The sequence below is a fragment of the Rubrivirga litoralis genome, from assembly GCF_031846415.1.
GTDB lineage: Bacteria > Bacteroidota > Rhodothermia > Rhodothermales > Rubricoccaceae > Rubrivirga > Rubrivirga litoralis.
Genome location: NZ_JAVRHT010000002.1, coordinates 155,797 through 176,872, shown reverse-complemented (window position 1 = coordinate 176,872; position 21,076 = coordinate 155,797). Strand labels below are relative to the sequence as shown.

Here is a 21,076-nt window from a genome sequence, read left to right as displayed (position 1 = left end):
CACACGCCCCCCCCACCCCCGGGCGGGCGGACGGCGGCGGACCAGTCGAACGACGCGGCCTCGCCCCCCCGGAGCGGGCGGTCCAGGTGGAGCCGGAGGACTGGCGCGCGCCAGTCCCCGTCCTTCGTGTACGAAGGAACGACCTCGACGCGGCCCACCTTCACGGCCGTGCCCGACCGGGGCGTCACGCTCACGAACGACGGGTCGAGCGGCCGCCACAGGAGCTCGGTCGGGACGTCCACGAACACTTCCCCGCCCCGCCCAGTGAACGAGGCGCGGCCGCCGTCCTCGCTCGTCCGCCCGCTCTTTGCGTCGGTGACGCGGTCAAGCGTGGACATGGCGAAAAAGAGCTCGAGGTTGAGGAAGTATCGGTCGTGGATGTTGAGCGACACGTCCTCGAACGCGACGCGGAGCTTCGAGGGGTCGCCTTTGAACCCCGCGAGGTTTCCGCCCCCGTTCGACCCGCGGAAGAGGGTGTTCGTCGTGTTGTTGAACGAGCTCCGCCGGATCGTGACCTCGCGGCCGACGGCGTCGTCCGAGACGCCCACCTTGGCGATGAACTTGTGGGGGGCCACCTCGTGGATCTCCTCGAACGTCACCGTCTGCACGTTGTCCCACTCTGGGCGTCCCCGGTGGGTCGCGTTCAGCTTCAGGGTAGAAGCGCTCTTGCCAGTTCCGCCGAGTGACCGATCCGAGCGGATGTCGCGGTAGGTCGACCGGGTCACGTTCAGCGTGCCGAACAAGCCGCCTCGCTCCTTCGAGCCGAGGTCGTAGAGCACGACGTGTTCGATGACGTTGTTCGGGTAGAGCGCGCGCTGGTAGCCGTTCCCGCTCTCTGCGAACACGTAGCCGAAGCTGCTACCTGGGTCTGTCACGATCCGAGCTGGGTCCTCATGCGAGACCCCCCGGATCGCGATGTTCGGCCCGAGGCCACTAAAGGCTCCGATGGCGGCCTCTCGGAAGTCGAGGTAGATCCCGGTAACGGTCGTGCCGAAATTAGTCGGCACCGTCCCGTCCTCGCGCGTGAAGTAGCCGTCGTCGCCGGCGAGGTCGGCCGGGTCGTGGGCATCGCCGCCCCGGATGCCCCACATTCCCCGACCCCGCCGGGTCGGGCTCACGGCGCCGTCCTCGAACACGAGGTTGTCGACCGTTCCGTACCCCCACGCCACGTGGTCCCACGCGAACCCGTGCAGCGTGAGGTTGGTGTAGGAGCCGTTCGCGTTGTAGAGGACGTGGTTCCAGAGGCTGTTCCCGAGGCGGACGTTCTCGACCGTCCACGTGTTGTTGGCGTTGCCGAGGAGGCCGTTCGAGATGAACCCGTCGACGGCCACGTTGCGGACCGTCAGGTGCTGCCCCTGCGGGATGTAGACGCCCTTGTGGTTCGTCGAGACGAAGCCCGCGTGGCCTGGCGAGTTGCGGCCCCACTCCTCGAGCTCGGCGTACGACGCGTAGTCCTCGGTCCACGGCTGCTGGTTGTTTTCCCAGTTCCCGTCGAGGACGATGTCTTCGATGCCCGCCTCCATCACCCCGTGCCCCACCCAGAGCGACGTCGGGCGGCCCTTGAGGACGAACTTGGCGTCGGGCGCGAGGTAGGCCGGGTCCGACGAGTTCTTCAGCATGCGGATGTGGCGGAACGCCTCGCCGTCCATCGTGCGGAGCCGGGTGTGCCGGGGCCGGACGCGGACCGGGCGGTAGGTGTGGCCCAGGTCGTTCGTCACCGTCTGGACTTCGGTCCCGCCCTCGCCCCGCAGCGTGACGCCGTTGGGGACGATGATCGACCCGAAGGTGTCGTAGACGTCGGGGAACGAGAGCCGCACCTCGCGGACGGCGCCGGACCGCTCCCCGTTCAGGGCGTCCGCAACATTCATCACGTGGGCCAGGATGGGCTGGACATCCGTCGAGCCGGTCCAGCTTGGGCCACGCGCGGCCGGCCGCGCGCCGAACCACTCGACCCGGAGGACGGGCTCCGAGCGCACGCGCTCGAGCCGCACGTCGCCCGTCGTGTGGCGGTACGAATACTGGACGGTCCGGTCCCGGCCGATCCGGGCCTTGTACAGGTTCAACCGGCCGCCGTCGCCGTAGAAGAAGCCCGGCGCGAGCGTCCGGCTCAAGCCGTGAGCGTGGCCGTGGAGGTAGTGCCCGGGGATCCGGAGCCAGAGGGAGCCGCGCTCGTCGAGGACATCGAGAGAGAGCGACCCGAACACGACGTCCTCGCCGCGTGGGACGCCCTCGAACCGCTGGTCGTGGCGGTACCTGTGCGCCTCCATCACCACCCCGCTCGCGTGCTCGTCCGGCACGAACACCGTCCCGCCGTCCGGGGCCGCCCCGCTCGCCGTCACGTCGAACGTGCCGCCGCCGCCGTCGCCCTCGGCGTAGTAGCCGCCGACCTCGACGGTCTGACCCGGCTCGAGGCCGCGGAGCGCGAGCGCGTCCGCGAGCGTGGCCGCGGCGATCCGCTCCGACGGCGGCGGCGGCGGCGGCGCAGGGCGGGGCGGGGGCGCCCCCTCCGGCGCGCCGTACACGAGGGTCGCCGCGTCCGAGAGGTGGACTCGGTAGCCCCGCCCGGGCTGGAGCGCCGTGAGCGGCTCCGCGTTGTTTGCTTCGGGGTACGTCCGGCCGTCGACGTCCTCGACCCGCGTCATCGAGGCCCCGAGCGAGGCGAACGCCTCCTCGACGTCCATCGGCCCCGTCCCAAAGTAGGGAACCCAGCTCCATCCCCGCTCCAGAGGCAAGGCCGACTGCGGCTCGATGCGCTGCCCCCGGACTTCGACCGTGACGGGGTTCCGGACGTAGACGAGGTGGGCCTGCGTCCACCGCCACTCCGTAAGGTCGCGGACCCCGTACTTGGGCGCGAACACGGCGCCCTCGCCGTCCTTGATCAGGAAGATCTGGTCGAGCTGGTCCCCGAACAGGTCTTCGAGGTCGTGGCTCTCCGGCGAGACGTAGAGCGAGACGAAGTTCGGCCCCGGCTCCAGGTCGATCCGCTGCGTGACTTCGGCGCCCACGTCGGGCGGCGCCTCCTGCGACGTGTACGCTGAGGGTTGCGCGCGCGCAAGACCCGAGACGCACAAGGCGCACACGAGGGGGAGCAGAACGCGGAGGTAGAGCGGGGCGGCGGGCACGCGGGGGGCGGGGCGGGGGGACATAGATGCAGAGGGAAGCGGGGGGCGGTATCAGCGCCGGCGGCCCCGAGTCGAGTCACCCCGCTCAGATGCAACGGAGGTGCAACGTGACCTCGCATTGTCGGCAGACGACAGCCTCATGAACTTCCATCCGGCAACCCCCTAAACACGCTACTCCGGCAGAACGGCGGGAACGGGTGCCCCGCCCTAGAGCCGCTGGGGCGACTGGATGCGCAGCCGCGGGGAATGCCCGTGTGATCGTTCAGTGCTTTCGCTGAGGCCGCCGCCCCGACCCGCTCCGATAGGGTACACTCCCGTACCCCGAGGCCTAGCGGTCTCGGCCGAGTGGTGGGGACCACGAAAGGCCGGCGACGGCGAAACGATTGACCTGCTTGACTACGATAGCGGCCCGCGCCGCGAGTGTGGTGGCTATGAGCGTAGCTGTCCTGTACGCCCCCTCCGCGACGGCGCAAGACGCACCACCCCGCCCAGAGACAGCGCGCGCCGCCGAGGCGTCTCCGAACGCTGAGGCGTTTTTCCCCCTCCTCTCGGGGAGCGTGTTCGACTACGCGAGCGAAGGGGGCGCCGCCCTCCGCCGGTCGGTCACGGGGGACACGCTCATCGGGGCAACGTCCTACGCGAGCGTCGTCGACTCGGCGTGGGCCGCACCCACGTCGCCCGCCCGCGTCACCCGGTACCTCGCGCGCTACGACGCGGGCTCCGCGCGCGTCGTCGTGTGGGACGGGAGCCGCGAGCGCCCGTCGCCGCAGCTCGCGCCGTGCCCGCTGGGCGGGGCGGGCGCCGTCGACTGCGCCGCGGGCGGGGCGGGCGACCGCCGGCAAGTCACAGTCGGGGAGGGGGCGCTGGCGATCGCGCCGGGGCACGAGGTATCGACTCGGACCTACGCGTCCGAAGCCGGCTTCGGCGTGCTTGTCCTCGCCGAGGGGCTGGGACCCGTCGTCATCGCCGGCCCCAACGGGACCTACGTTCTCCAGTATGCCCACGTCGGCCTGAGCGAGGTGGGGACGCCGCTTCGCTCGGACCGCCCCGCCCACGGTGCGCCGGCGGGGCTCCGCGTCCGCGCGTGGCCGAATCCGGCTGCGGGGCCGGTGACGCTGCGGGTCGAGGGGGCCGCGCCGGGACCCGCGACGGCCGAGGTGTTCGACGCTTTGGGGCGCCGCGTCCTCGTCGTCCCGCTCCCTTCGAGCGGGGCTGTGCGGGAGGCCGTCCTGGACCTGGACCTGAGCCCCGGCGCCTACGTGGTCCGCGTGCAGGGCGGGGCGGGGGGCGGGGCGGCCGTCCGGTTCGTTAAGCTGTAGCCTGAGCCGTTCGCACGCGGAACGCACGGCGGCGGCGGATCTGAACGGCCGTCCGGTGGCGTACCCTGTACCTGCCCTGCCCCCGTGCGCACGAGCGCCTTGGCGGCCCCCGTTGACACGCGATCCGTCCCGCCCCGCCCGCTGTATGGGTACGTGCAAGGTTCGGCCCGCCGCTTGCCCTCTCCGCAGGACCCCCAGCCATCTTCCGCCATGTCCGAGAGCCCCCTCCAGCAGTTCCTGTCCCGTGTCGAGGACCGCACAGCCGTCGTCGGCATCGTCGGCCTCGGGTACGTCGGGCTCCCGCTCGCCGTCGAGGTGGCCCGCGCTGGGTACCGCGTGGTCGGGCTGGACGTCGACCCCGAAGTCGCCGCGGCCATCAACGCGGGCGAGAGCCACATCCAGGACGTCCCGTCCGAGACGCTGGCGCCGTACGCCGAGAGCGGCCAGATCGAGGCGACGACCGACCCCGCGCGGCTCGCCGACTGCGACGCGGTCTCGCTCTGCGTGCCGACGCCGCTCAACAAGATCAAGGACCCCGACCTCTCGTACGTCCTGTCGTCCACGCGGACGGTCGCCGACCACCTCCGGGCGGGGCAGCTCGTGGTGCTCGAGTCGACGACCTACCCGGGGACGACCGACGAAGTGCTCCGCCCGCTCCTCGAGGAGTCCGGGCTCGTCGTGGGCCGCGACGTGTTCCTGTGCTACTCGCCCGAGCGCGTGGACCCGGGCAACGAGACGTGGCAGACGAAGAACACGCCCAAGGTGATCGGCGGCGTGACGGACGCGTGCGCCGAGGCCGGCGTCGCCCTCTACGAGACCATCTTCGACGCGCTCGTGCCGACCGAGAACGCGCGCGCGGCCGAGCTCGTGAAGGTCTACGAGAACACGTTCCGCATGATCAACATCGCGCTCGCCAACGAGCTCGCGCAGGCGTGCGACCGGCTGGGCCTCAACGTGTGGGACGTGATCGAGGCGGCGGCGACGAAGCCGTTCGGGTTCATGAAGTTCACGCCCGGCCCCGGGCTGGGCGGCCACTGCATCCCGCTCGACCCGCACTACCTGTCGTGGAAGATGCGGTCGCTGGCCTACAAGACGCGGATGATCGACGTGGCGAGCGAGATCAACGCCGAGATGCCCTCGTTCGTCGTCCGCAAGGTGGCCGACGCGCTCAACGACGTGGCCAAGCCCATCCGCGGCAGCCGCGTGCTCGTGCTCGGCGTGGCCTACAAGCGCGACATCGACGACCTCCGCGAGAGCCCAGCCCTGGAGATCCTCCGGCTGCTCCAGGAGAACGGGGCCAACGTGGGCTACCACGACCCGTTCTGCCCCGTCATCGCCGACGACGGCCACACGACGCTGACCGGCCTCCCGCTCCATAGCGTGGACCTGACGGAGGAGGCGCTCTCGTCGGCCGACGCCGTCGTCATCGTCACCGACCACACGACGGTCGACTACGCGGCCGTGCGCCAGCACGCCCCGCTCATCGTCGACACGCGCGGCGTGCTCCGCGGCGTCGAGGGGCCGGGCCGCGTCGTCGGGATCTCGGGCGACGGTGTGTTCGCCGACAGCGTCCCGTCGCTGGCGTAGCGTCGCAGGGCGGGGGCGGGGCGGTATCCTAGAGGCCCTGCGGCTCACCCCACCCCGCCCGTGACCTGGATCGCCATCGCGGTCCCCGTGCTCGTCGTCGCCTTCGTCGTCACGGCGTGGCCGCACGAGGCGTGGGTCCGGGCGGGGCGGCTCGCGCGCCGCGCCGACGGGTCGACGAGCGCGCGGCGCCAAGCGACCGAGCGGTCAGAGCGCCGCCGCGTGTTCGTCCGCGGTGTCGTCTTCCCAGTCGTGGCGGCGTTCCTCGTGGGCGGGGCGGGGCTCGCGCTGCACGAGTGGGTTCCGTGGAGCGCGACGGCGGCCATCTTCGGCACGGCCACGCCTGAGACCGACCTCGTGGCGCGGAGCCTGTTCGAGGACGTCGAGGCCCGCGCCCGCGAGGCCGCCGAGAAAACGGCGAACCGGGTCCCCGACGAGTTCCGCGTGCCGGGCCAGATCGGCGTCCGGGAGTGGCTGTTCCAGCACTTCCCGCTCCACCCGATCTGGCTCGCGTTCGTCGCCGCCGCCGTCGTGTGGCTGGTCCGGTGGGTGCTCGCCGAGCGCGCGCGCTACCTCCGCGGCCTCCGCAGCCGGATGCGGGCGTACCAGCGGCACGACCTCCGCCGCCTCCGTCGCCCGGCCGACGCCGACCCGCCCGCGTAGCGCGACGCCCGAGCAGCGACGCCACCCCGCCCGCCGAGGGCGGGGCGGGTGCGTGGGATCTGGGGGCGGGGCGGCCTCATTCACGACGGCCCCCGCCCGCCCCGCCCGTGCTCTTCCCGATCAGCGACGACGACCGCCTCCTCGACGGGCCGGCGTGGGCGACCATCCTGCTCATCGTCGCGAACGTGCTCGTGTTCGGGCTCCAACTCGCCGACCCGGCTCTCACCTACGGGTGGAGCGCGGTGCCCGAGGAGATCACGTCGGGCCGCGACCTCGTGAACGACCGGCCGATCCCCGGCGTGGACCCGGCCGCCGAGGTGCGCACGCCGGCCGACATCCCGCAGCGGCCGGGGCCGGGACCGGCGCCGTGGATCTACCTCACGGTCCTCTCGTCGATGTTCATGCACGGCGGCTACGCCCACATCGCCGGCAACGTGCTCTACCTCTGGATCTTCGGGGACAACGTGGAGCACCGCTTCGGGACCGGCCCGTTCCTCCTGTTCTACCTCGCGAGCGGCGTCGCAGCGACGGCGCTCCAGGTGGCGCTCGGCCCGCACGGCTTGGTCCCGACGCTGGGCGCGAGCGGGGCGATCTCGGGCGTGCTCGGGGCCTACCTCGTCCTCTTCCCGACGAACCGGGTCTACGCCCTCTTCTTTTTCCGCGTCGTGTCGGTCCCGGCCGTCGTCGTGCTCGGGCTGTGGGTCGCGTTCCAGTTTGTGAACGGGTACGGCGCGATCGCTTCGGCCGAGCAGATGGGCGGCGTTGCGTACGGTGCCCACGTGGGCGGATTCGTAACCGGCGTGGCGATCGCGCTCGTGCTCCGCGCGCGGGGCCTCCGCGAGCAGCCCAACGCGTTGGCACGGGCCGAGGCGGTGGGGCGCCGGCGGTGAGACCGGGCACGAGGATTGCGGAGGAACCCGTTTGTATCTAGACACTGTATGTCCGATCTTCCCGGAGGCTTGTTCTCCCGGTCTGCCCCGCGCCGATGCCCCTTCGCCACGCTCTTCAGGTTTTCGCCGCCGTCGCCCTCGTGGGCGCCGCCGTCCCGTCGGCGCTCGCGGCCCCGCCGGACCGCCCCGCCCGCGCGGCGTTCGAGCAGGTCGACGACGTGCCGCAGCCGTTCCGGCTCTCGACGGCCCGCCCAAACCCGTTTGCCGCCTCGTCGCGCCTCGAGCTGACGATCGACGAGCCGACCACGCTGACCGTCGCCATGTACGACGCGCTCGGGCGCCGCGTGGCGCTCCTCCACGAGGGCCACACGCGCCCCGGGACGTACACGCTCCGCATCGACGCCGGCGACCTCCCGCCGGGCCTCTACATCGTCCGCGCCCAGGACGGGCGCGGCGCGACGGCCACGCGCTCGGTCGCTCTCGTCCGGTAGACCGCCCCGCCCGCCGTCACGCTGCGCCGGCCTCTCTGGAGGCCGGCGCTTTTTTGTGGCCCAGAGGGGGGACGGGGTGGCGCTAGGTTCCGGCCGCCTCGCCTCCGCCACTCGTGCCGCCGATGCCCGCCCCGCCCGCTCTGGACGTCCAGGCCGTCCCGCCCGCCGTGGGCGGGGTGGAGGACGCGGCAGCCCCGCCCGAGCCGGTCTGCGCTGCGTGCGGGGGCGGGGTGGTCGGCCCGTACTGCCACGCCTGCGGCGAGCGCCGGCCGCGGCCCGAGGACGAGCGGTTGGGGTCGTTTCTGCGCGAGCAGTTCCACGAAGCCACGAGCGCGGACGGGAAGCTGTGGCGCTCGCTCAAAGCGCTGTTCGTCCCGGGCAAGCTGACGGTCGAGTATTTCAGCGGGCGGCGCGGGCTCTACGTCCGCCCGATCCGCATTTTTCTGGTCGCGAACGTCGCGTTCTTCTTCACCCTCAGCGCGTTCGGAGCCACAAGCGCCTTCCTGGGGAGCGCTGACGGCCAGCGGGAGATGGGGCTCTATGGTGAGTGGGCCACGTCCCGCCTCGCGGCAGGGTCGGAAGCGGCTGGCGTTGAGCAGGACGTGTACGACGCGGCCTTTGACCAGAAGAGCGGGACGCTCGCGACAACGCTCATCGGCCTCTTCGTTCCAGGCTTCGCGCTGTGCCTCGCCCTCGCTCTGTTCTGGACGCGCGCATCGGGGGTCCGGTACCTCGTGTTCTCGACGCACTACGTCGCGTTTGCGATGGCGGGGACGCTCGCTCTCGCCCTCGTCTGGGTACCCCTGGTTTTCGTGGGCAACTGGCTCGGGTCAGGCCCGCTCGTCCAGTGGGCAAGCCGCAGCATGGACCCCGTCGTCATGACGATGGTGTTCGCGTACCTCGTCGCCGCTGTGCGCCGTGCCTACGCCGTGCGGTGGTGGCAAGCTGGCCTCGTCTCGGCCGTCGTAGGGTTCGGCCTGTCGCCGCTCGTCACAACCGGCTACCGCCTCGTCCTCTTCCTCGTCACGCTCTGGACCGTCGACGTGCCGGCGCCCTGACCGCCCCGCCCGCGCGGGCGGGGTGGGGGAGAGGCCGGCCCGAAACGCGACCGCCCCGCCCACGGAACGCGGGCGGGGCGGCAGATCAAGAGAGCGGGCGGGGATCGGCCTCCTCCTCAGAGTCGTCCCTTTACACCTCCTCAAATTCGGACGCACCCACACCCCGCTCTTGACGAAGGACTCTGGCGATCAGGACCCGGTCGTGCGCGTTCGGTTGGGCGTAGTAGAAGACCGTTACACGCCGCCGGTTCAACGCGAAGCTCCGGAGAGCCGGCGCCAGCTCTGGCCGCCTCCGCCCCAGGTGGGGGAATGCGCTCAGTCGCTCGAAGCTGTCGAACACGTCGTCGACAAGCTCGTCGCCGGCCTCCTCGTCGTATGCCCTAGCGAACTCAGCGAGGTCGAGCAGGTCGGCGACCGCTCGTTCGTGGAGGTCGTACGCCCTCAAGCTTCGGCCCCGGCGGAGCCGCCGGGGGCGGGGCGGTCGCCGCGCTCGACCTCGCCTCGGAGCTGGGCCATCCGGTCTCGCATAAGCGCCTTCATCTCCCCACGTGTCACGCGGACGGCGGGGCTGGCGAGGCCTTCTCGGACGAGCCGCCGGAGCTCTGCCGTCTCCTCGTCCCGCTCCCTCTTCTCTTTCAGAAGCCGTAGCCCCTCGCGGACGACTTCGGACGCAGAGCTGTAGTCGCCGCCCCGCACGAGGTCTCGAACGTACGCGTCGAGCTGGGAGGGCAGGGAGACGTTCATCGGAGCGGGAAGGCGTGGGGGCCGTAGGATAGAGTGGAGCGCCGGCAAGCGCCAACGCCCGTCCGAAACGCGACCGCCCCGCCCACAGAACGCGGGCGGGGCGGCAGATCAAGAGAGCGGGCGGGGAGCTAGTCGTCCGACTTTTCCTCCTCGGCCTCGGGCGCCTCGGCGGCCGCCTTCTTCTTGCGCGGCTTCTTGGTCTTGAACGCGAGCTCCTCGCCCTCGCCCTTGTAGTCGACCGTGATCTTGGCGCCCTCCTCGAGGTCGTTGGTCAAGATGGCCTCGGCCATCGGGTCCTCGACGTACTTCTGGATCGCGCGCCGGAGCGGGCGGGCGCCGAACTGGGGGTCGAACCCCTTCTCAACGAGGAACTCCTTGGCCTTGTCCGTCAGGTCGATCTCGATGCCGAGCTCGTTCACGCGCGCGAAGAGGTCCTGCTTCATCACGTCGATGATCTCCAGGATGTGGCTCTTCTCGAGCGGGTGGAACACGATGACGTCGTCGATCCGGTTGAGGAACTCGGGGTTGAACACGCGCTTGAGCGCGTCCTCGACCGTCGACTTCATCTTCGTGTAGTCGAACGTCTCCTCGGACAGCGAGAAGCCGATGCCCTTGCCCAGGTTCTTGATGTCCCGAGCCCCGATGTTCGAGGTCATGATGATGATCGTGTTCCGGAAGTCGACCCGGCGGCCGAGCCCGTCCGTCAGGATGCCGTCGTCGAGCACCTGGAGCAGGATGTTGAACACGTCCGGGTGCGCCTTCTCGATCTCGTCGAGGAGCACGACCGAGTACGGCTTGCGACGGACCTTCTCGGTCAGCTGCCCGCCCTCCTCGTAGCCCACGTAGCCGGGAGGCGCACCGACGAGCCGCGACACGGAGAACTTCTCCATGTACTCCGACATGTCGATGCGGATGAGCGCGTCCTGGGTGTCGAAGAGGTACTCCGTGAGGCGCTTGGCCAGCTCCGTCTTGCCCACGCCCGTCGGGCCGAGGAAGATGAACGAGCCGATGGGCCGCTTGGGGTCCTTGAGGCCGGCGCGCGTCCGGCGGATGGACCGCGCGAGCTTGAGGATGGGCTCGTCCTGGCCCACGACCGACCCCTTCAGCTCCTGCTCCATGTTCAGGAGCTTAGCGCCTTCCGACGTCTGGACGCGGTCGACCGGCACGCCCGTCATCATGGCGACGACGGCCGAGATGTCGGACTCCGTCACCGGGTACGTCTCGTCCTCGGCCTGACGCTCCCACTCCTCCTTCACGTTCTGGAGCTCCTCCTGGAGCTTCTTCTCGCGGTCGCGGAGTTGGGCGGCCTCCTCGAAGTTCTGGCTTTTGACGACCTGGTTCTTCTCCTCCTTGACCGTCTCGATCTTCTCCTCGAGCTCGACGACCTCGGCCGGCACCTTGATGTTGGCGAGGTGGACGCGCGCGCCGGCCTCGTCCATCACGTCGATGGCCTTGTCGGGCAGGTGGCGGTCGGTGATGTAGCGCTCCGAGAGCTTGACCGTCAGCTCGATGGCGCCCTCGTCGTACTCGACGTTGTGGTGCGCCTCGTACTTGGGCTGGATCTGGGTCAGGATTTCAACGGCCTCCTCGGGCGTGGCCGGGTCCACGAGGATCTTCTGGAAGCGGCGGTCGAGCGCCCCGTCCTTCTCGATAAACTGGCGGTACTCGTCGAGCGTCGTCGCCCCGATGCACTGGATCTCGCCGCGCGCGAGCGCCGGCTTGAACATGTTCGACGCGTCGAGCGAGCCCGACGCCCCGCCCGCGCCGACGAGCGTGTGGAGCTCGTCGATGAACAGGATGACGTCTTGGTTCTTCTCGAGCTCGTTCATGACCGCCTTCATCCGCTCCTCGAACTGGCCGCGGTACTTGGTCCCGGCCACGAGCGCGGCGAGGTCGAGCGTCACGATCCGCTTGTCGTAGAGGATGCGCGAGACCTTGCGCTGGACGATGCGGAGCGCGAGGCCCTCAGCGATCGCCGTCTTGCCCACGCCGGGCTCGCCGATAAGGACGGGGTTGTTCTTTTTGCGGCGGCTGAGGACCTGCGCGACGCGCTCGATCTCCTGCTCGCGCCCGACAATGGGGTCGAGCTTGTCCTCCTCGGCGAGCGTGGTCAGGTCGCGGCCGAAGTTGTCGAGGACCGGGGTCTTGGACTTTTCTGCCATCTCTCGTTTGCTGCTGGAGGAGCGGGAGCCGCGGCCGCGGCCCGAGGGCTCGTCGGCCGAGGCGCGGGGGGAGGCCTTGCCGCTGAGGATCGAGTCGAGCTCAGCGCGGACGGCGTCGTAGGTGACGGAGAACGCTTGCTGCAAGATCTGGGCCGCCACGTTCTCGTCGTCGCGGAGCAGGGACAGGAGCAGGTGCTCGGTCCCGATCACGTCGGACTTGTAGAGCTTCGCTTCGAGGTAGGTGATCTTGAGGACCTTCTCGGCCTGCTTCGTCAGCGGGATGTTCCCGACCGTCAGCGTGCCGCCCGTCGAGCGGACCGTGTCCTCGACGGCCTTTTTGAGCTTGAACAGGTCGCACCCGAGGTTGCGGAGGATCTTGACGGCGATCCCCTCGCCCTCGCGGATGATCCCGAGCAGGAGGTGCTCGGTCCCGATGTAGTCGTGCCCGAGCCGGATCGCCTCCTCGCGGGAGTACGAGATCACGTCGCGGACGCGGTTGGAAAAGTTGCCTTCCATTAGAGTCGGTGGGTCAGTGTTCAGTGAGTCGGTAGGTCAGCGCGTCCGGTCGTCAGTGGTCGGGGCGGGGCGGTGCCGCCGGGGCGAACACTGACTCACTGAGGACTGACGGACTGATACACTGGATCAGGCGGCGAACGAGGAGCCGCAGCCGCAAGTCTGCGTCGCCTGGGGGTTGTCGAAGACGAACCCGCGGGCGTCGAGGCCGTCGTGGTAATCGACGGTCGTGCCCATGAGGTAGAGCCCGTGGCGCTTGTCCATGAACACGGTGACGGGGTCGTCGGCCGCGGCGTCGAGCGCGAACGTGAGGTCGTGCTCGCGGTGCTTGTCGAACCCGAGCACGTAGCTCATCCCCGAGCAGCCGCCGCCCTTGACGCCGACGCGGAGCCCGAACTGGGCCGGGATCTGCTTGTTGGCGACGATCCGGCGGACCTCGGCGAGCGCCCGCTCGGAGAGCGTGACGGGGGCGGGGAGGGCGGGCGGGGCGGCGGGCTCGGCCGGCGCGGTCTGTACGGTGCTCATGGGTCCCGGGGGGTCTGTGGGTCGAATCAGAGAACGGCGACCGCTGTTCCGTCCGTGCGGCGGGCCGTGTGGAATCTGCGTCCGCCTTCGAGCAGGCGGGCCGCCCTGCGGACCTGTCCTCGGGCTCTGCCGTCGGGGCCGCCCCGCTCGTCGGTCGGAAGGTACGGGACCGCCGCCCCGTCTGACGCCGCCCGGGGCGCGGGGCTTACCCGCCCCGCCCGCGGCGTCAGCGGGCGAGCACGACGGCCGCCTTCTGCGCCTCGGTCGTCCCGCCGGCCACGTCGACGGCCTCGACGAGCACGACGTAGATCCCGGCCCGGAGCGGCCGGCGCGCGTCGTCGCGGCCGTCCCACACGAGCCGGGCCGTCGAGCCGCTGAGGCGGCCGGGCTCGAGCTCGCGGACGGACCGGCCGCCGCCGTCGAACACGCGGGCGCGGACGAGGGCGGCCTCGGACCCGAGCGCGTACGTGATCTCGGCGGCCTCGCCCCGCTCGGGCGCAAACGGGCTCGTGACGACGAGATCGCCGCGCGGGGCGGGGCGGTCGGCGAGCCCGACGCTGTTCTCGGCCGAGGGCGTCCCGCCCCGCTCGGCCAGCGACGAGGACCAGTTCGAGGCCGCGTTGGATGCCCCGGCCGGGTCGCGTCGCTCCAGCGCGACGCCCGCCGCGTCATCCAACTCGGGCCGGTGCCACGCCGGGTTGTAGGCGACGGAGTCGAGCGCCGCCCCGCTCGCGCGGAGGACGACCGCTCCGCCCGCGTTCGGCAGGCTTGCCGCCCCGCCCACGTCGAGGAGCGCGGCGTCGGGGAACGCCGTGCGGAACACGGCCGGGTCGCGGACGAGCGCGAGGTACGCGCCCGGCGCGAGCGGGGCGGGGCGGTCGACGAGCGGGCCGCCGTCGTTCAGGGACAGGTCGGCGAGGTCGACCGTGCGGTCGTCGGTCGCGTTGAACACTTCGAGGTACTCGCCCGCGCTCCCCAGCGCCGGGTCGTACATCACCTCCGTGATGACCACGCTGCCGGGCGGGAGCGGCGGGCCACTCGGGGCCGACCGCGCGTTGGGGGCGCCGGGCGTCCCGCCGGCCGGGGCGGTCGAGGTGGCAAAGTTGTCCCGGACCGAGGGGCCGTCCGCGTCGCGCCGTTCGAGCGAGGCGTCCGCCCCGCCCCAGGCCGACGTGTAGGCGACGGCGTCGAGCTCCGCGCCGTCCAGGATGAGGGCGGGGCGGTCGCCGCTGTTGTTGAGCGTGGGGAAGCGGTCGACTTCGATAAACGGGACGCCGGGGTAGGCGGCGGCGAACGCCTCGCCGTTGCGGACCAAGACGGCGAACGCGCCGGGCGTGAGCGCGAGCGGGGCGGCGACGGGCGCCGACACGTCCCCGTCGTCGGCGACCGCCACCCCGCCCAGGTCGACCGTGCGGCCGGAGCGGTTGAGGACTTCGAGCCACTCGTTCCCGGGCGGCTGCGGCGCCGGCGGGTCGTACATCACCTCGTTGATGACCACGTCGCCCGGGCTGGGCGCTTGCGCGAGGGCGGGCGGGGCGGCGAAGGCGAGGCAGAGGAGGAGCGTCGAGCGCATAGGCGGTCCCAGAGGGCGGGGCGGGGTGGCGTGCCGCCAACCTAGGGCGCCGGGGCTAAACGGCGTCCGGCTGCCGCAGGCGGCGCGCAGAGGGGCGGGGCGGCCTGCCCAACTTCTCCGGCTCAAGCCCCGTCCCACCCCGCCGTTGCATGTAACGCCGCTCCGCTTGTCTTTGGGCGGGCGGGGAGGGCGCAACCTGGCAAACCGCGGCCGGTGGTCGCACCACCCGCACATCACTCGTACTCCTCTCCCATATCGAACACGTACGGGACGAGGGCCGCCGTGTACACGAACCCGACCCGGGACGACGTCCCACTATAATCGAGCAGGTCCCCAGGGCCATGCACTTCGGCGAGGCACCACCGTCCGGCGGCACCGTCAGTTTTGGGCGCGCAGGCTTCGAGCCGGATCACGTCTTCGCTCGCTCGCTCGACCTCGAACAGAGTGCGGTAGTCGGTGCTCGGCCCCGCCCGGGCGCTGAGGGCGCTGAACGACGGTCCGACGGCCCAATCCGTCTCGTCCCAGACGATTTCGAACCCATTCGGGGCTCCAGTCCCCCGGGCATCGGCCGTGATCGGCGCCACGGGCTTCAGAAACCTCAAGTCCCGTCGAGGCATGTCCAGAAGCGCGTAGGAGACATCAGGGGCATCGACGAGTACCCAGCACAGGGCTCCGTCGTCGGTCGCCCTGTCGCACGAGCGGACCCAGACCAGCGTCCCATCCTCGACAGGCATTGAGGAGGAAGTGGAAACGGCTTCCTCGGCCCCCTCAGCTTCTACAACGGCGTACAGGTTGACGAGCTCCGCCGTCGGGGCGGCCGGCTGTGCGCGGGCAGCCGCGGCGACGAGGGTGAGGGCGGCGACGAAGGCGAAGTGGAGCACGGGCCGACGTCAGCTTCGGGAGGTGAGGTCGCGAATGCACACCTCGGTCATCAGCCGGGCCGCGAGCGGCAGCGCCGCCTCGTCGAGGTCGAACCGCGCGTGGTGGAGCGGGTACCGCGTGTCCGCCCCGCCCGCCGAGCCCACGCGGACCATGGCGCCCGGGACGCGCTCGAGGTAGTACGCGAAGTCCTCCCCGCCCATGCTCGGGAGCGCCAGGTCGACCGCCGCCTCGGCCCCGAGCACGTCGACGGCCGCCGTCCGCGCCGCGACCACCTCGGGCGCCGTGTTGACGACGGCCGGCAGCGAGGGCTCAAAGTGGACGTCGACGTCGGCCCCGTAGACGGCGCCCAGCGCGCCGGCCACGCGGCGGACCTTTTCGCGGAGGAACGCGAGCGTCTCGCCGTCGACGCATCGGAGCGTCCCCCCGAACTCGACGCGGGCGGGGATCACGTTGAGGGCGTCGCCGCCCTGGAACCGGCACAGCGTGAGCACGGCCGCCTTGCGCGCGTCGGTCACGCGCCCGACGAGCTGGTACAGCTCAGTCGCCACCTGCGTCGCCACCCAGACCGTGTCGACGGCCTCGTGGGGCCGCGCCGAGTGGCCCGACTTGTCGCTCGCGACCGTGACCACGAACGGGGCGCACGCCGCCGTCAGCGGCCCCGAGCGGAACCCGAAGCGCCCGACCGGCAGCGTGGGCTCGAGGTGGACGGCGTAGGCGGCGGCGACGCCGTCGAGCACGCCGTCGGCGATCATGCGCGGTCCGCCCGACGGCATCCGCTCCTCGCACGGCTGAAAAAACACCCGGACCGTGCCGGCGATCTCGTCGCGCCGGCGGCTCGCGAGGAGGGCCACGCCGCACCCGATCGCCATGTGCCCGTCGTGGCCGCAGGCGTGCATCACGCCCGGCGTGCACGAGCGGTACGGGACGTCGGTGGCCTCCTGGATGGGGAGCGCGTCCATGTCCGCCCGGTAGGCCACGGTCGGCCCCGGGCGCTCGCCCTCGACCTCGACCATGAACCCGGTCCCGGCGAGCGGGGCGGAGGGTTCGAGGCCGCGCTCGACGAGCCACGACCGGAGGCGCTCGGCCGTCGCGCGCTCCTCGAACCCGAGCTCGGGGTAGCGGTGGAGCTCGCGGCGGAGCGTCGACAGCTCGCTGCGGAGATCGAGGTCGGCGAGGGCGGGGCGCGTGGCGTCGGTGATTTGCACGGGGTACCGGGGGGGCAGCGAAACGGCGGGGCCCCGCCAGAACCGGACCAAGCCGCCCACGAGGCGTGGAGCGGGGCGGCGGCGGGCGGGGCGGTCTGCCAACCCGCGGCCGCGCCGTTTGGGTCCGCCCCGCCCGCGGGCGTCCCGGTGGGCGGGGCGGCGCTGCGACCCTGCACCACCCCGCCCTGGGCTCGCCCGGCGGCGCCCGGCGGCGCCCGGCGGTGTGCCCGACGGCGTTGCATGCAACGCCGCTACGATGCCTGCCCCGCCCTCGTGCGGTGCGGGCGGGGTGGTGCATCTTCCGCTGCCCGCTGCCCGCTGCCCGCTGCCCGCTGCCCGCTGCCCGCTGCCCGCTGCCCGCTGCCCGCTGCCCGCTGCTACGCCGGGGCCGCCTCGACGCTCTCGCGGAACTCGTCCGCGAGCGAGGCGACGACGTCGGGGAGCCGCTGCGTGGCCGCGTACGTCCGCCGCTGGCGCTCGTAGGAGGCGCCGCTTTCGAGCACCCGGTGGACCCCGCGGAGCTCAGCGAGGCACCCCAGCCGGTCGGCCACCGGCTCCAGCTTGGCGACGAGGTCGGGGAGCTGCTCGCGGAGCGGGGCGTGGTCGCCCTCGTTGTCGCGGATCACGTCGGCGTCGAGCCCATGCCGGCACGCCCGCCACTTGTTCTCGCGTAGGATCCAGGGGTCGAGGAGCCGGAGCGGGGCGCCCGTGTCGTACCGCTCGCCTAGCGCGACGACGAGGCACTGCGTGAGCGCTACGAGCGCGGCCAACTCCTCCATCGTCGACGGCGAGTCGCAGATGCGGACCTCCAGCGTCCCGAAGTTCGGGTGCGGCCGGATGTCCCACCAGATCTCGCGGATCGTCTGGATGGCCCCGGCCCGCACGAGCGTGTTCATGAAGCTCTGGAACTCGCCGTAGTTGGCGAGCCGGTACGGGAGCCCGGCCGTCGGCATGCCCTCGAAGATCTTGGACCGGGCCGAGGCCAGGCCGGTATCCTCGAAGTCCGTGAACGGGCTCGACGCCGAGAGCGCGAGGAGGTGCGGGAGGTAGCTGGACAGCGCGTTCGAGACCGCGATGGCCTTCTCGCCCGACGACACGCCCACGTGCACGTGGAGCCCGTAGATCAGGAGCCGCCGGGCGGGCCACTGGATCCGGTCGACGAGCCCCTGGTAGCGGTCGTTCGGGAAGATCTTCTGGTCCCGCCACTGCCCAAACGGGTGCGTCCCGGCCGACGAAAACGCGAGGCCGAGCTCGGCCGAGTGCGCGTAGAGCTCGCGGACCGACTCGGACAGGTCGCGGACGCAGTGCCCGACGTCGGTGCAGATCCCGGTGATGACCTCGACCGTCGACTGCGTGAGCTCCTGCTTGATCTTGGGGTGGTCGCGCCCGACGCGGTCCAGCAGCGCAACCGACCCTTGCTTAAGGTTGAACGTCGACGGGTCGACGATCTGGAGCTCGACCTCGACGCCGAGCGTCGGCTCGGGCGAGCCCTGAAAGGGGATCGGGGCCAGCGCGTTGGCCGAGGAGACGTCCATGAAACGGGGCGGGGCGGACCCGGGGGGCGGGCGCCAAGAAACGACCGCCCGCCGACAAACGACAACCGGGGGGATCCGTGAGTCGGTAAGGGGACCCGTGGAAGATCAGTGGGGCAGCCGGCCGCGCCATCCCGCCCGAACCCGCCACCCCGCCCGGTGTCGCCGTGGGGGCGGGGCGGTCTGCTGGGCCACCCCGCCCAGCTCTGCCGTGCCGACGCGTGCAACGGCGCCATGCTCGTCCTGGGCGGGCGGGGCGGAGAGCCCGTCCGCTACGCGCCACCCCGCCCGATGCGGCCCACCGACCCACCGACCTACTGGCCCGCGTGCTCCGGGAACAGCTCGCGGAACCGGGCGATCATGCGCCGGGCCTCGTCGCGGAGGGCGGCCTCGTCGCCGTCGGCATGCTCGCGGGCAAAGGCGGCCGCGGCCGCGTCGGCGTCGTCGCCGGCCGACTGCGCGAGCGCCCAGTAGTCGTCGGCCCGCGCGAGGGCCGTCTCGAAGGCGTCGGCGTCGGCCTGCGTTGCGGGGTCGTCGAGGAGCGGCTGCGCGAACAGGGCGCGCGCCTCGATCTCGCTCAGGCTTCCCTCGCCGAACCCGGCGTGCGTGGCGTCGTCGTCCTCGGGGCCGACGCGGAAGGCGGGGTGGTGGAGGAGCGCCTCGAAGTCGAGCGTCTCGTGCCCCGTCTCCTGCGCCATCTCGACCTCTTCGGGGAGCAGCGCCTGCCAGTGGATCTCGGCCGTCTCGAGGAGCCCGTCGAGCCCCATCCAGTCTTCCTCCGACGGGTCCTCGCCGACGAGCTGGGCCGCGAGCGACGCCCGCTGGTGCGCCCGGTCGGCCGGCGGCATCGAGAGAAAGGCCCACAGGACCCGGGCCGTTTCGAGCAGCGCGACCGCGTCGTCGGCGACGGCGTCGGGCTCGGCGCGGAGGCGGAAGGCGTCGGCGGCGTCGAGGCCGTAGAGCGCGAAGAGGGGCTCGGCGAACAAGGCCAGCGACTCGAACTGGACGCCCGTCTCGCCCTCGACCAGGACCCGCGTGAGCCGCGCCTTGCGCTGGGCAAAAGCGTCGGCGGCGGCGCCGTCGAGGGCGGCCACGGTTTCGGGGTCGAGCGGTGCGCCGGGCGCGTCGTCGTCGAAGTCGTCGTACATCGGGGGGGCGGTCGGGGGAGGGGCCGCTAGACGCCCGCCCCGCCCGGCGGGGTTCCAGGCCGCGGCGTCTTCAAGGCCGCCGGAGCCCACGCGCGATGGCGTCCAGCGCCGCCTCGGGGTCGCCGGTCCGGCCGGTCCGCACGGGCGACGTCTGGAGCGTCGTCGAGCGCGTGGCGGTCAGCCAGTGGAAGCGCTCGGACGGCGGGAGCAGCCCGAGCGGGGCGGCGGCCGCCCCGCCCGCGGCGACGGCCGCGAACGCGGCGAGGTAGCGGTCGAGGACGCCGGCGTCGACGCCCGGCCACCGCGCGGCCACGGCCTCGGCCGTCGTCACGAAGCGGACGTCGAGGAACCGCGCCTGACGCGCCTGGAGCACCACGCCGACCGCCTCGGCGTCCCCCGTCACCACGCGGGGCACGACGCGGACGAGCGCGTAGTCGTAGGCGACGGTCACGGGCAACGGGCAGGAGGCGGGCGGGGCGGTCGTGGGAACGGCAGGGCGGGGCGGGCTCCCCGCTCACCGGCGGTACGCGAGCGGCGTCGTGTCCGGCCCGGCCGCCTGCGCCCGGACGGCCTCGGCGACCCAGGCGCGCGGGGCCGCGAGCCGCGCGCGGAAGTAGTCGAGGTAGGCCCGCCGCCCCGCCCCGGCGGACGCGAACGGGGCGGGGTGGCCGGGCGGCGCGTGGAGCAGCAGCTCGTCCGGGACGTCGTCGAGCACGGCGCCGAGGGCGGCGTCGGTGAGGAGCGGGGCGAGCCGGGCGTCGGCGGCCTCGATGTCGCCGGCGAACGGGAGCAGGACGTGGTCGCGGATGGCCGGGAACGGCGTCCGTGCCCGGTCCTCGCTCATGCTCGCCCAGTCGTGGTGGAAGTAGAGGGCCGCGCCGTGGTCGATGAGCCAGAGCTCGGGGCCGCCCGCGCCCGGCGCGACCAGGAGGTTCGGGTTGCGGGCGGTCCGGTCGATGTTGGTCGTGAGCGCGTCGAGCCAGACGACGTCGGCGGCCGTCTCGGGGGCGACGAGGTCGCCGGCCGCGAGCGGGTCGAACGGGAACGCGCCCTCGACGAACCCGAGCCCCACGTTGAGGCCCGTGCTCGCGCGCAGGATGTCCTGGATCTCGGGGTCCGGCTCGGACCGCCCGAACGCCTCGGCCAGGTCGACGAGGGCGAGGTCGGGGAGCGGGAGCCCGAGCGTCTGCGCGAGGCGCCCCACGACGACCTCGGCCACGAGCGCGCGCGCGCCCTGCCCGGCGCCCCGGAACTTGACCACGTACGCCCCCGCCTCCGTCTCGACGACGGCCGGCAGCGACCCGCCCTCGCGGAGCGGCGTGACGTAGCGGAGGGCGGGGTGGACGGCGAGCACGGGCGACAGACCGCCCCGCCCCACCCGGGGTTTCGGGGAAGGGGAAGCGCGGGCGGGGTGGCGGCGGTTTTGTTCGGCCCCGCCCGATGCCACCCCGCCCAACGACCGGCACCCGTAGGGACACGACTTGTCGTGTCCAGGGCGGGCGGGACGGCCCAGTCCACCGCCACCCCGCCCGCCGCGGCCGCGCCCAACGACGCACATCCGTAGGAACGCGATGGGGCGGGGCGGGGGTGGTTCTGAACAACGGCGACGGCCCCGCCCGTCAACCGTTTGGGCAGGGCGTCGTGCCTCATGCGGACACCACACGT

At 72.2% G+C, this 21,076-nt stretch carries 17 protein-coding genes and 1 pseudogene; 6 read left to right on the top strand and 12 right to left on the bottom strand.

The window, feature by feature from the left end:
• Positions 1–3,146 (bottom strand): annotated as a pseudogene (locus RM540_RS02200) (hypothetical protein); the annotation flags it as partial.
• A gap of 407 nt (positions 3,147–3,553) precedes the next feature.
• Here RM540_RS02200 and RM540_RS02195 point away from each other — a divergent pair.
• From RM540_RS02195 to RM540_RS02170, 6 genes are all read left to right on the top strand, one after another.
• A complete protein-coding gene (locus RM540_RS02195; protein WP_311661730.1) occupies positions 3,554–4,441 on the top strand; it encodes a T9SS type A sorting domain-containing protein in 888 nt (295 codons plus the stop codon).
• A 210-nt stretch (positions 4,442–4,651) separates the two neighbouring features.
• Positions 4,652–6,028 (top strand): nucleotide sugar dehydrogenase, encoded by a 1,377-nt coding sequence (locus RM540_RS02190; RefSeq protein WP_311661727.1) that lies wholly within the window; start codon positions 4,652–4,654, stop codon positions 6,026–6,028.
• Positions 6,029–6,088: 60 nt separating this feature from the next.
• Positions 6,089–6,688, top strand: a complete 600-nt coding sequence (locus RM540_RS02185) for a hypothetical protein (protein ID WP_311661725.1) — start codon at positions 6,089–6,091, stop codon at positions 6,686–6,688.
• Between the two features lie 107 nt (positions 6,689–6,795).
• Complete coding sequence (locus tag RM540_RS02180; protein ID WP_311661722.1) at positions 6,796–7,578, top strand: rhomboid family intramembrane serine protease; 783 nt, start codon at positions 6,796–6,798, stop codon at positions 7,576–7,578.
• Positions 7,579–7,673: 95 nt separating this feature from the next.
• Positions 7,674–8,069, top strand: a complete 396-nt coding sequence (locus RM540_RS02175) for a T9SS type A sorting domain-containing protein (protein WP_311661720.1) — start codon at positions 7,674–7,676, stop codon at positions 8,067–8,069.
• 122 nt (positions 8,070–8,191) lie between these two features.
• Positions 8,192–9,127, top strand: a complete 936-nt coding sequence (locus RM540_RS02170; RefSeq protein ID WP_311661718.1) for a DUF3667 domain-containing protein — start codon at positions 8,192–8,194, stop codon at positions 9,125–9,127.
• 130 nt (positions 9,128–9,257) lie between these two features.
• On the opposite strand, the gene RM540_RS02165 is transcribed toward RM540_RS02170, so the two are convergent.
• From RM540_RS02165 to RM540_RS02115, 11 genes are all read right to left on the bottom strand, one after another.
• Positions 9,258–9,572 carry a type II toxin-antitoxin system RelE/ParE family toxin gene (locus RM540_RS02165; protein ID WP_311661716.1) on the bottom strand — a complete coding sequence of 105 codons (315 nt, stop codon included), beginning with the start codon at positions 9,570–9,572 and terminating at the stop codon, positions 9,258–9,260.
• Positions 9,569–9,871 carry a type II toxin-antitoxin system ParD family antitoxin gene (locus tag RM540_RS02160; protein ID WP_311661714.1) on the bottom strand — a complete coding sequence of 101 codons (303 nt, stop codon included), beginning with the start codon at positions 9,869–9,871 and terminating at the stop codon, positions 9,569–9,571. The genes RM540_RS02165 and RM540_RS02160 overlap by 4 nt, the downstream gene beginning before the upstream one ends.
• A 128-nt stretch (positions 9,872–9,999) precedes the next feature.
• Positions 10,000–12,549: an ATP-dependent Clp protease ATP-binding subunit gene (locus RM540_RS02155; RefSeq protein ID WP_311661712.1), complete on the bottom strand. Its 2,550-nt coding sequence runs from the start codon at positions 12,547–12,549 to the stop codon at positions 10,000–10,002.
• 126 nt (positions 12,550–12,675) lie between these two features.
• The gene (locus RM540_RS02150) at positions 12,676–13,071 is read right to left on the bottom strand and encodes a HesB/IscA family protein (protein WP_311661710.1); all 396 of its coding nucleotides are present in this window, start codon (positions 13,069–13,071) and stop codon (positions 12,676–12,678) included.
• A gap of 226 nt (positions 13,072–13,297) precedes the next feature.
• Positions 13,298–14,644, bottom strand: coding sequence for a lamin tail domain-containing protein (locus RM540_RS02145; protein WP_311661708.1), 1,347 nt, complete (start codon positions 14,642–14,644; stop codon positions 13,298–13,300).
• Positions 14,645–14,877: 233 nt separating this feature from the next.
• Positions 14,878–15,525, bottom strand: coding sequence for a hypothetical protein (locus tag RM540_RS02140; RefSeq protein ID WP_311661706.1), 648 nt, complete (start codon positions 15,523–15,525; stop codon positions 14,878–14,880).
• A 9-nt stretch (positions 15,526–15,534) separates the two neighbouring features.
• Entirely contained in the window at positions 15,535–16,731 is a 1,197-nt protein-coding gene (locus tag RM540_RS02135; RefSeq protein WP_311661704.1) for a M20 metallopeptidase family protein, read from the bottom strand.
• Positions 16,732–17,108: 377 nt separating this feature from the next.
• The gene (locus tag RM540_RS02130; protein ID WP_311661702.1) at positions 17,109–18,266 is read right to left on the bottom strand and encodes a glutamate--cysteine ligase; all 1,158 of its coding nucleotides are present in this window, start codon (positions 18,264–18,266) and stop codon (positions 17,109–17,111) included.
• A 311-nt stretch (positions 18,267–18,577) separates the two neighbouring features.
• On the bottom strand, positions 18,578–19,411 hold the full coding sequence (locus RM540_RS02125) for a hypothetical protein (protein ID WP_311661700.1): 834 nt from the start codon (positions 19,409–19,411) through the stop codon (positions 18,578–18,580).
• A gap of 70 nt (positions 19,412–19,481) precedes the next feature.
• Complete coding sequence (locus tag RM540_RS02120) at positions 19,482–19,862, bottom strand: DUF3037 domain-containing protein (protein ID WP_311661698.1); 381 nt, start codon at positions 19,860–19,862, stop codon at positions 19,482–19,484.
• A gap of 63 nt (positions 19,863–19,925) precedes the next feature.
• Positions 19,926–20,765, bottom strand: coding sequence for a HipA family kinase (locus RM540_RS02115; protein WP_311661696.1), 840 nt, complete (start codon positions 20,763–20,765; stop codon positions 19,926–19,928).
• Positions 20,766–21,076: the final 311 nt, after the last annotated feature.

Bases quoted from the DNA above. Each gene is read 5' to 3' on its own strand.
- RM540_RS02195 (WP_311661730.1), top strand. From the start codon at position 3,554: ATGAGCGTAGCTGTCCTGTACGCCCCCTCCGCGACGGCGCAAGACGCA.
- RM540_RS02190 (WP_311661727.1), top strand. From the start codon at position 4,652: ATGTCCGAGAGCCCCCTCCAGCAGTTCCTGTCCCGTGTCGAGGACCGC.
- RM540_RS02175 (WP_311661720.1), top strand. From the start codon at position 7,674: ATGCCCCTTCGCCACGCTCTTCAGGTTTTCGCCGCCGTCGCCCTCGTG.
- RM540_RS02170 (WP_311661718.1), top strand. From the start codon at position 8,192: ATGCCCGCCCCGCCCGCTCTGGACGTCCAGGCCGTCCCGCCCGCCGTG.
- RM540_RS02160 (WP_311661714.1), bottom strand. From the start codon at position 9,871: ATGAACGTCTCCCTGCCCTCCCAGCTCGACGCGTACGTTCGAGACCTC.
- RM540_RS02155 (WP_311661712.1), bottom strand. From the start codon at position 12,549: ATGGAAGGCAACTTTTCCAACCGCGTCCGCGACGTGATCTCGTACTCC.
- RM540_RS02150 (WP_311661710.1), bottom strand. From the start codon at position 13,071: ATGAGCACCGTACAGACCGCGCCGGCCGAGCCCGCCGCCCCGCCCGCC.
- RM540_RS02145 (WP_311661708.1), bottom strand. From the start codon at position 14,644: ATGCGCTCGACGCTCCTCCTCTGCCTCGCCTTCGCCGCCCCGCCCGCC.
- RM540_RS02130 (WP_311661702.1), bottom strand. From the start codon at position 18,266: ATGGACGTCTCCTCGGCCAACGCGCTGGCCCCGATCCCCTTTCAGGGC.
- RM540_RS02125 (WP_311661700.1), bottom strand. From the start codon at position 19,411: ATGTACGACGACTTCGACGACGACGCGCCCGGCGCACCGCTCGACCCC.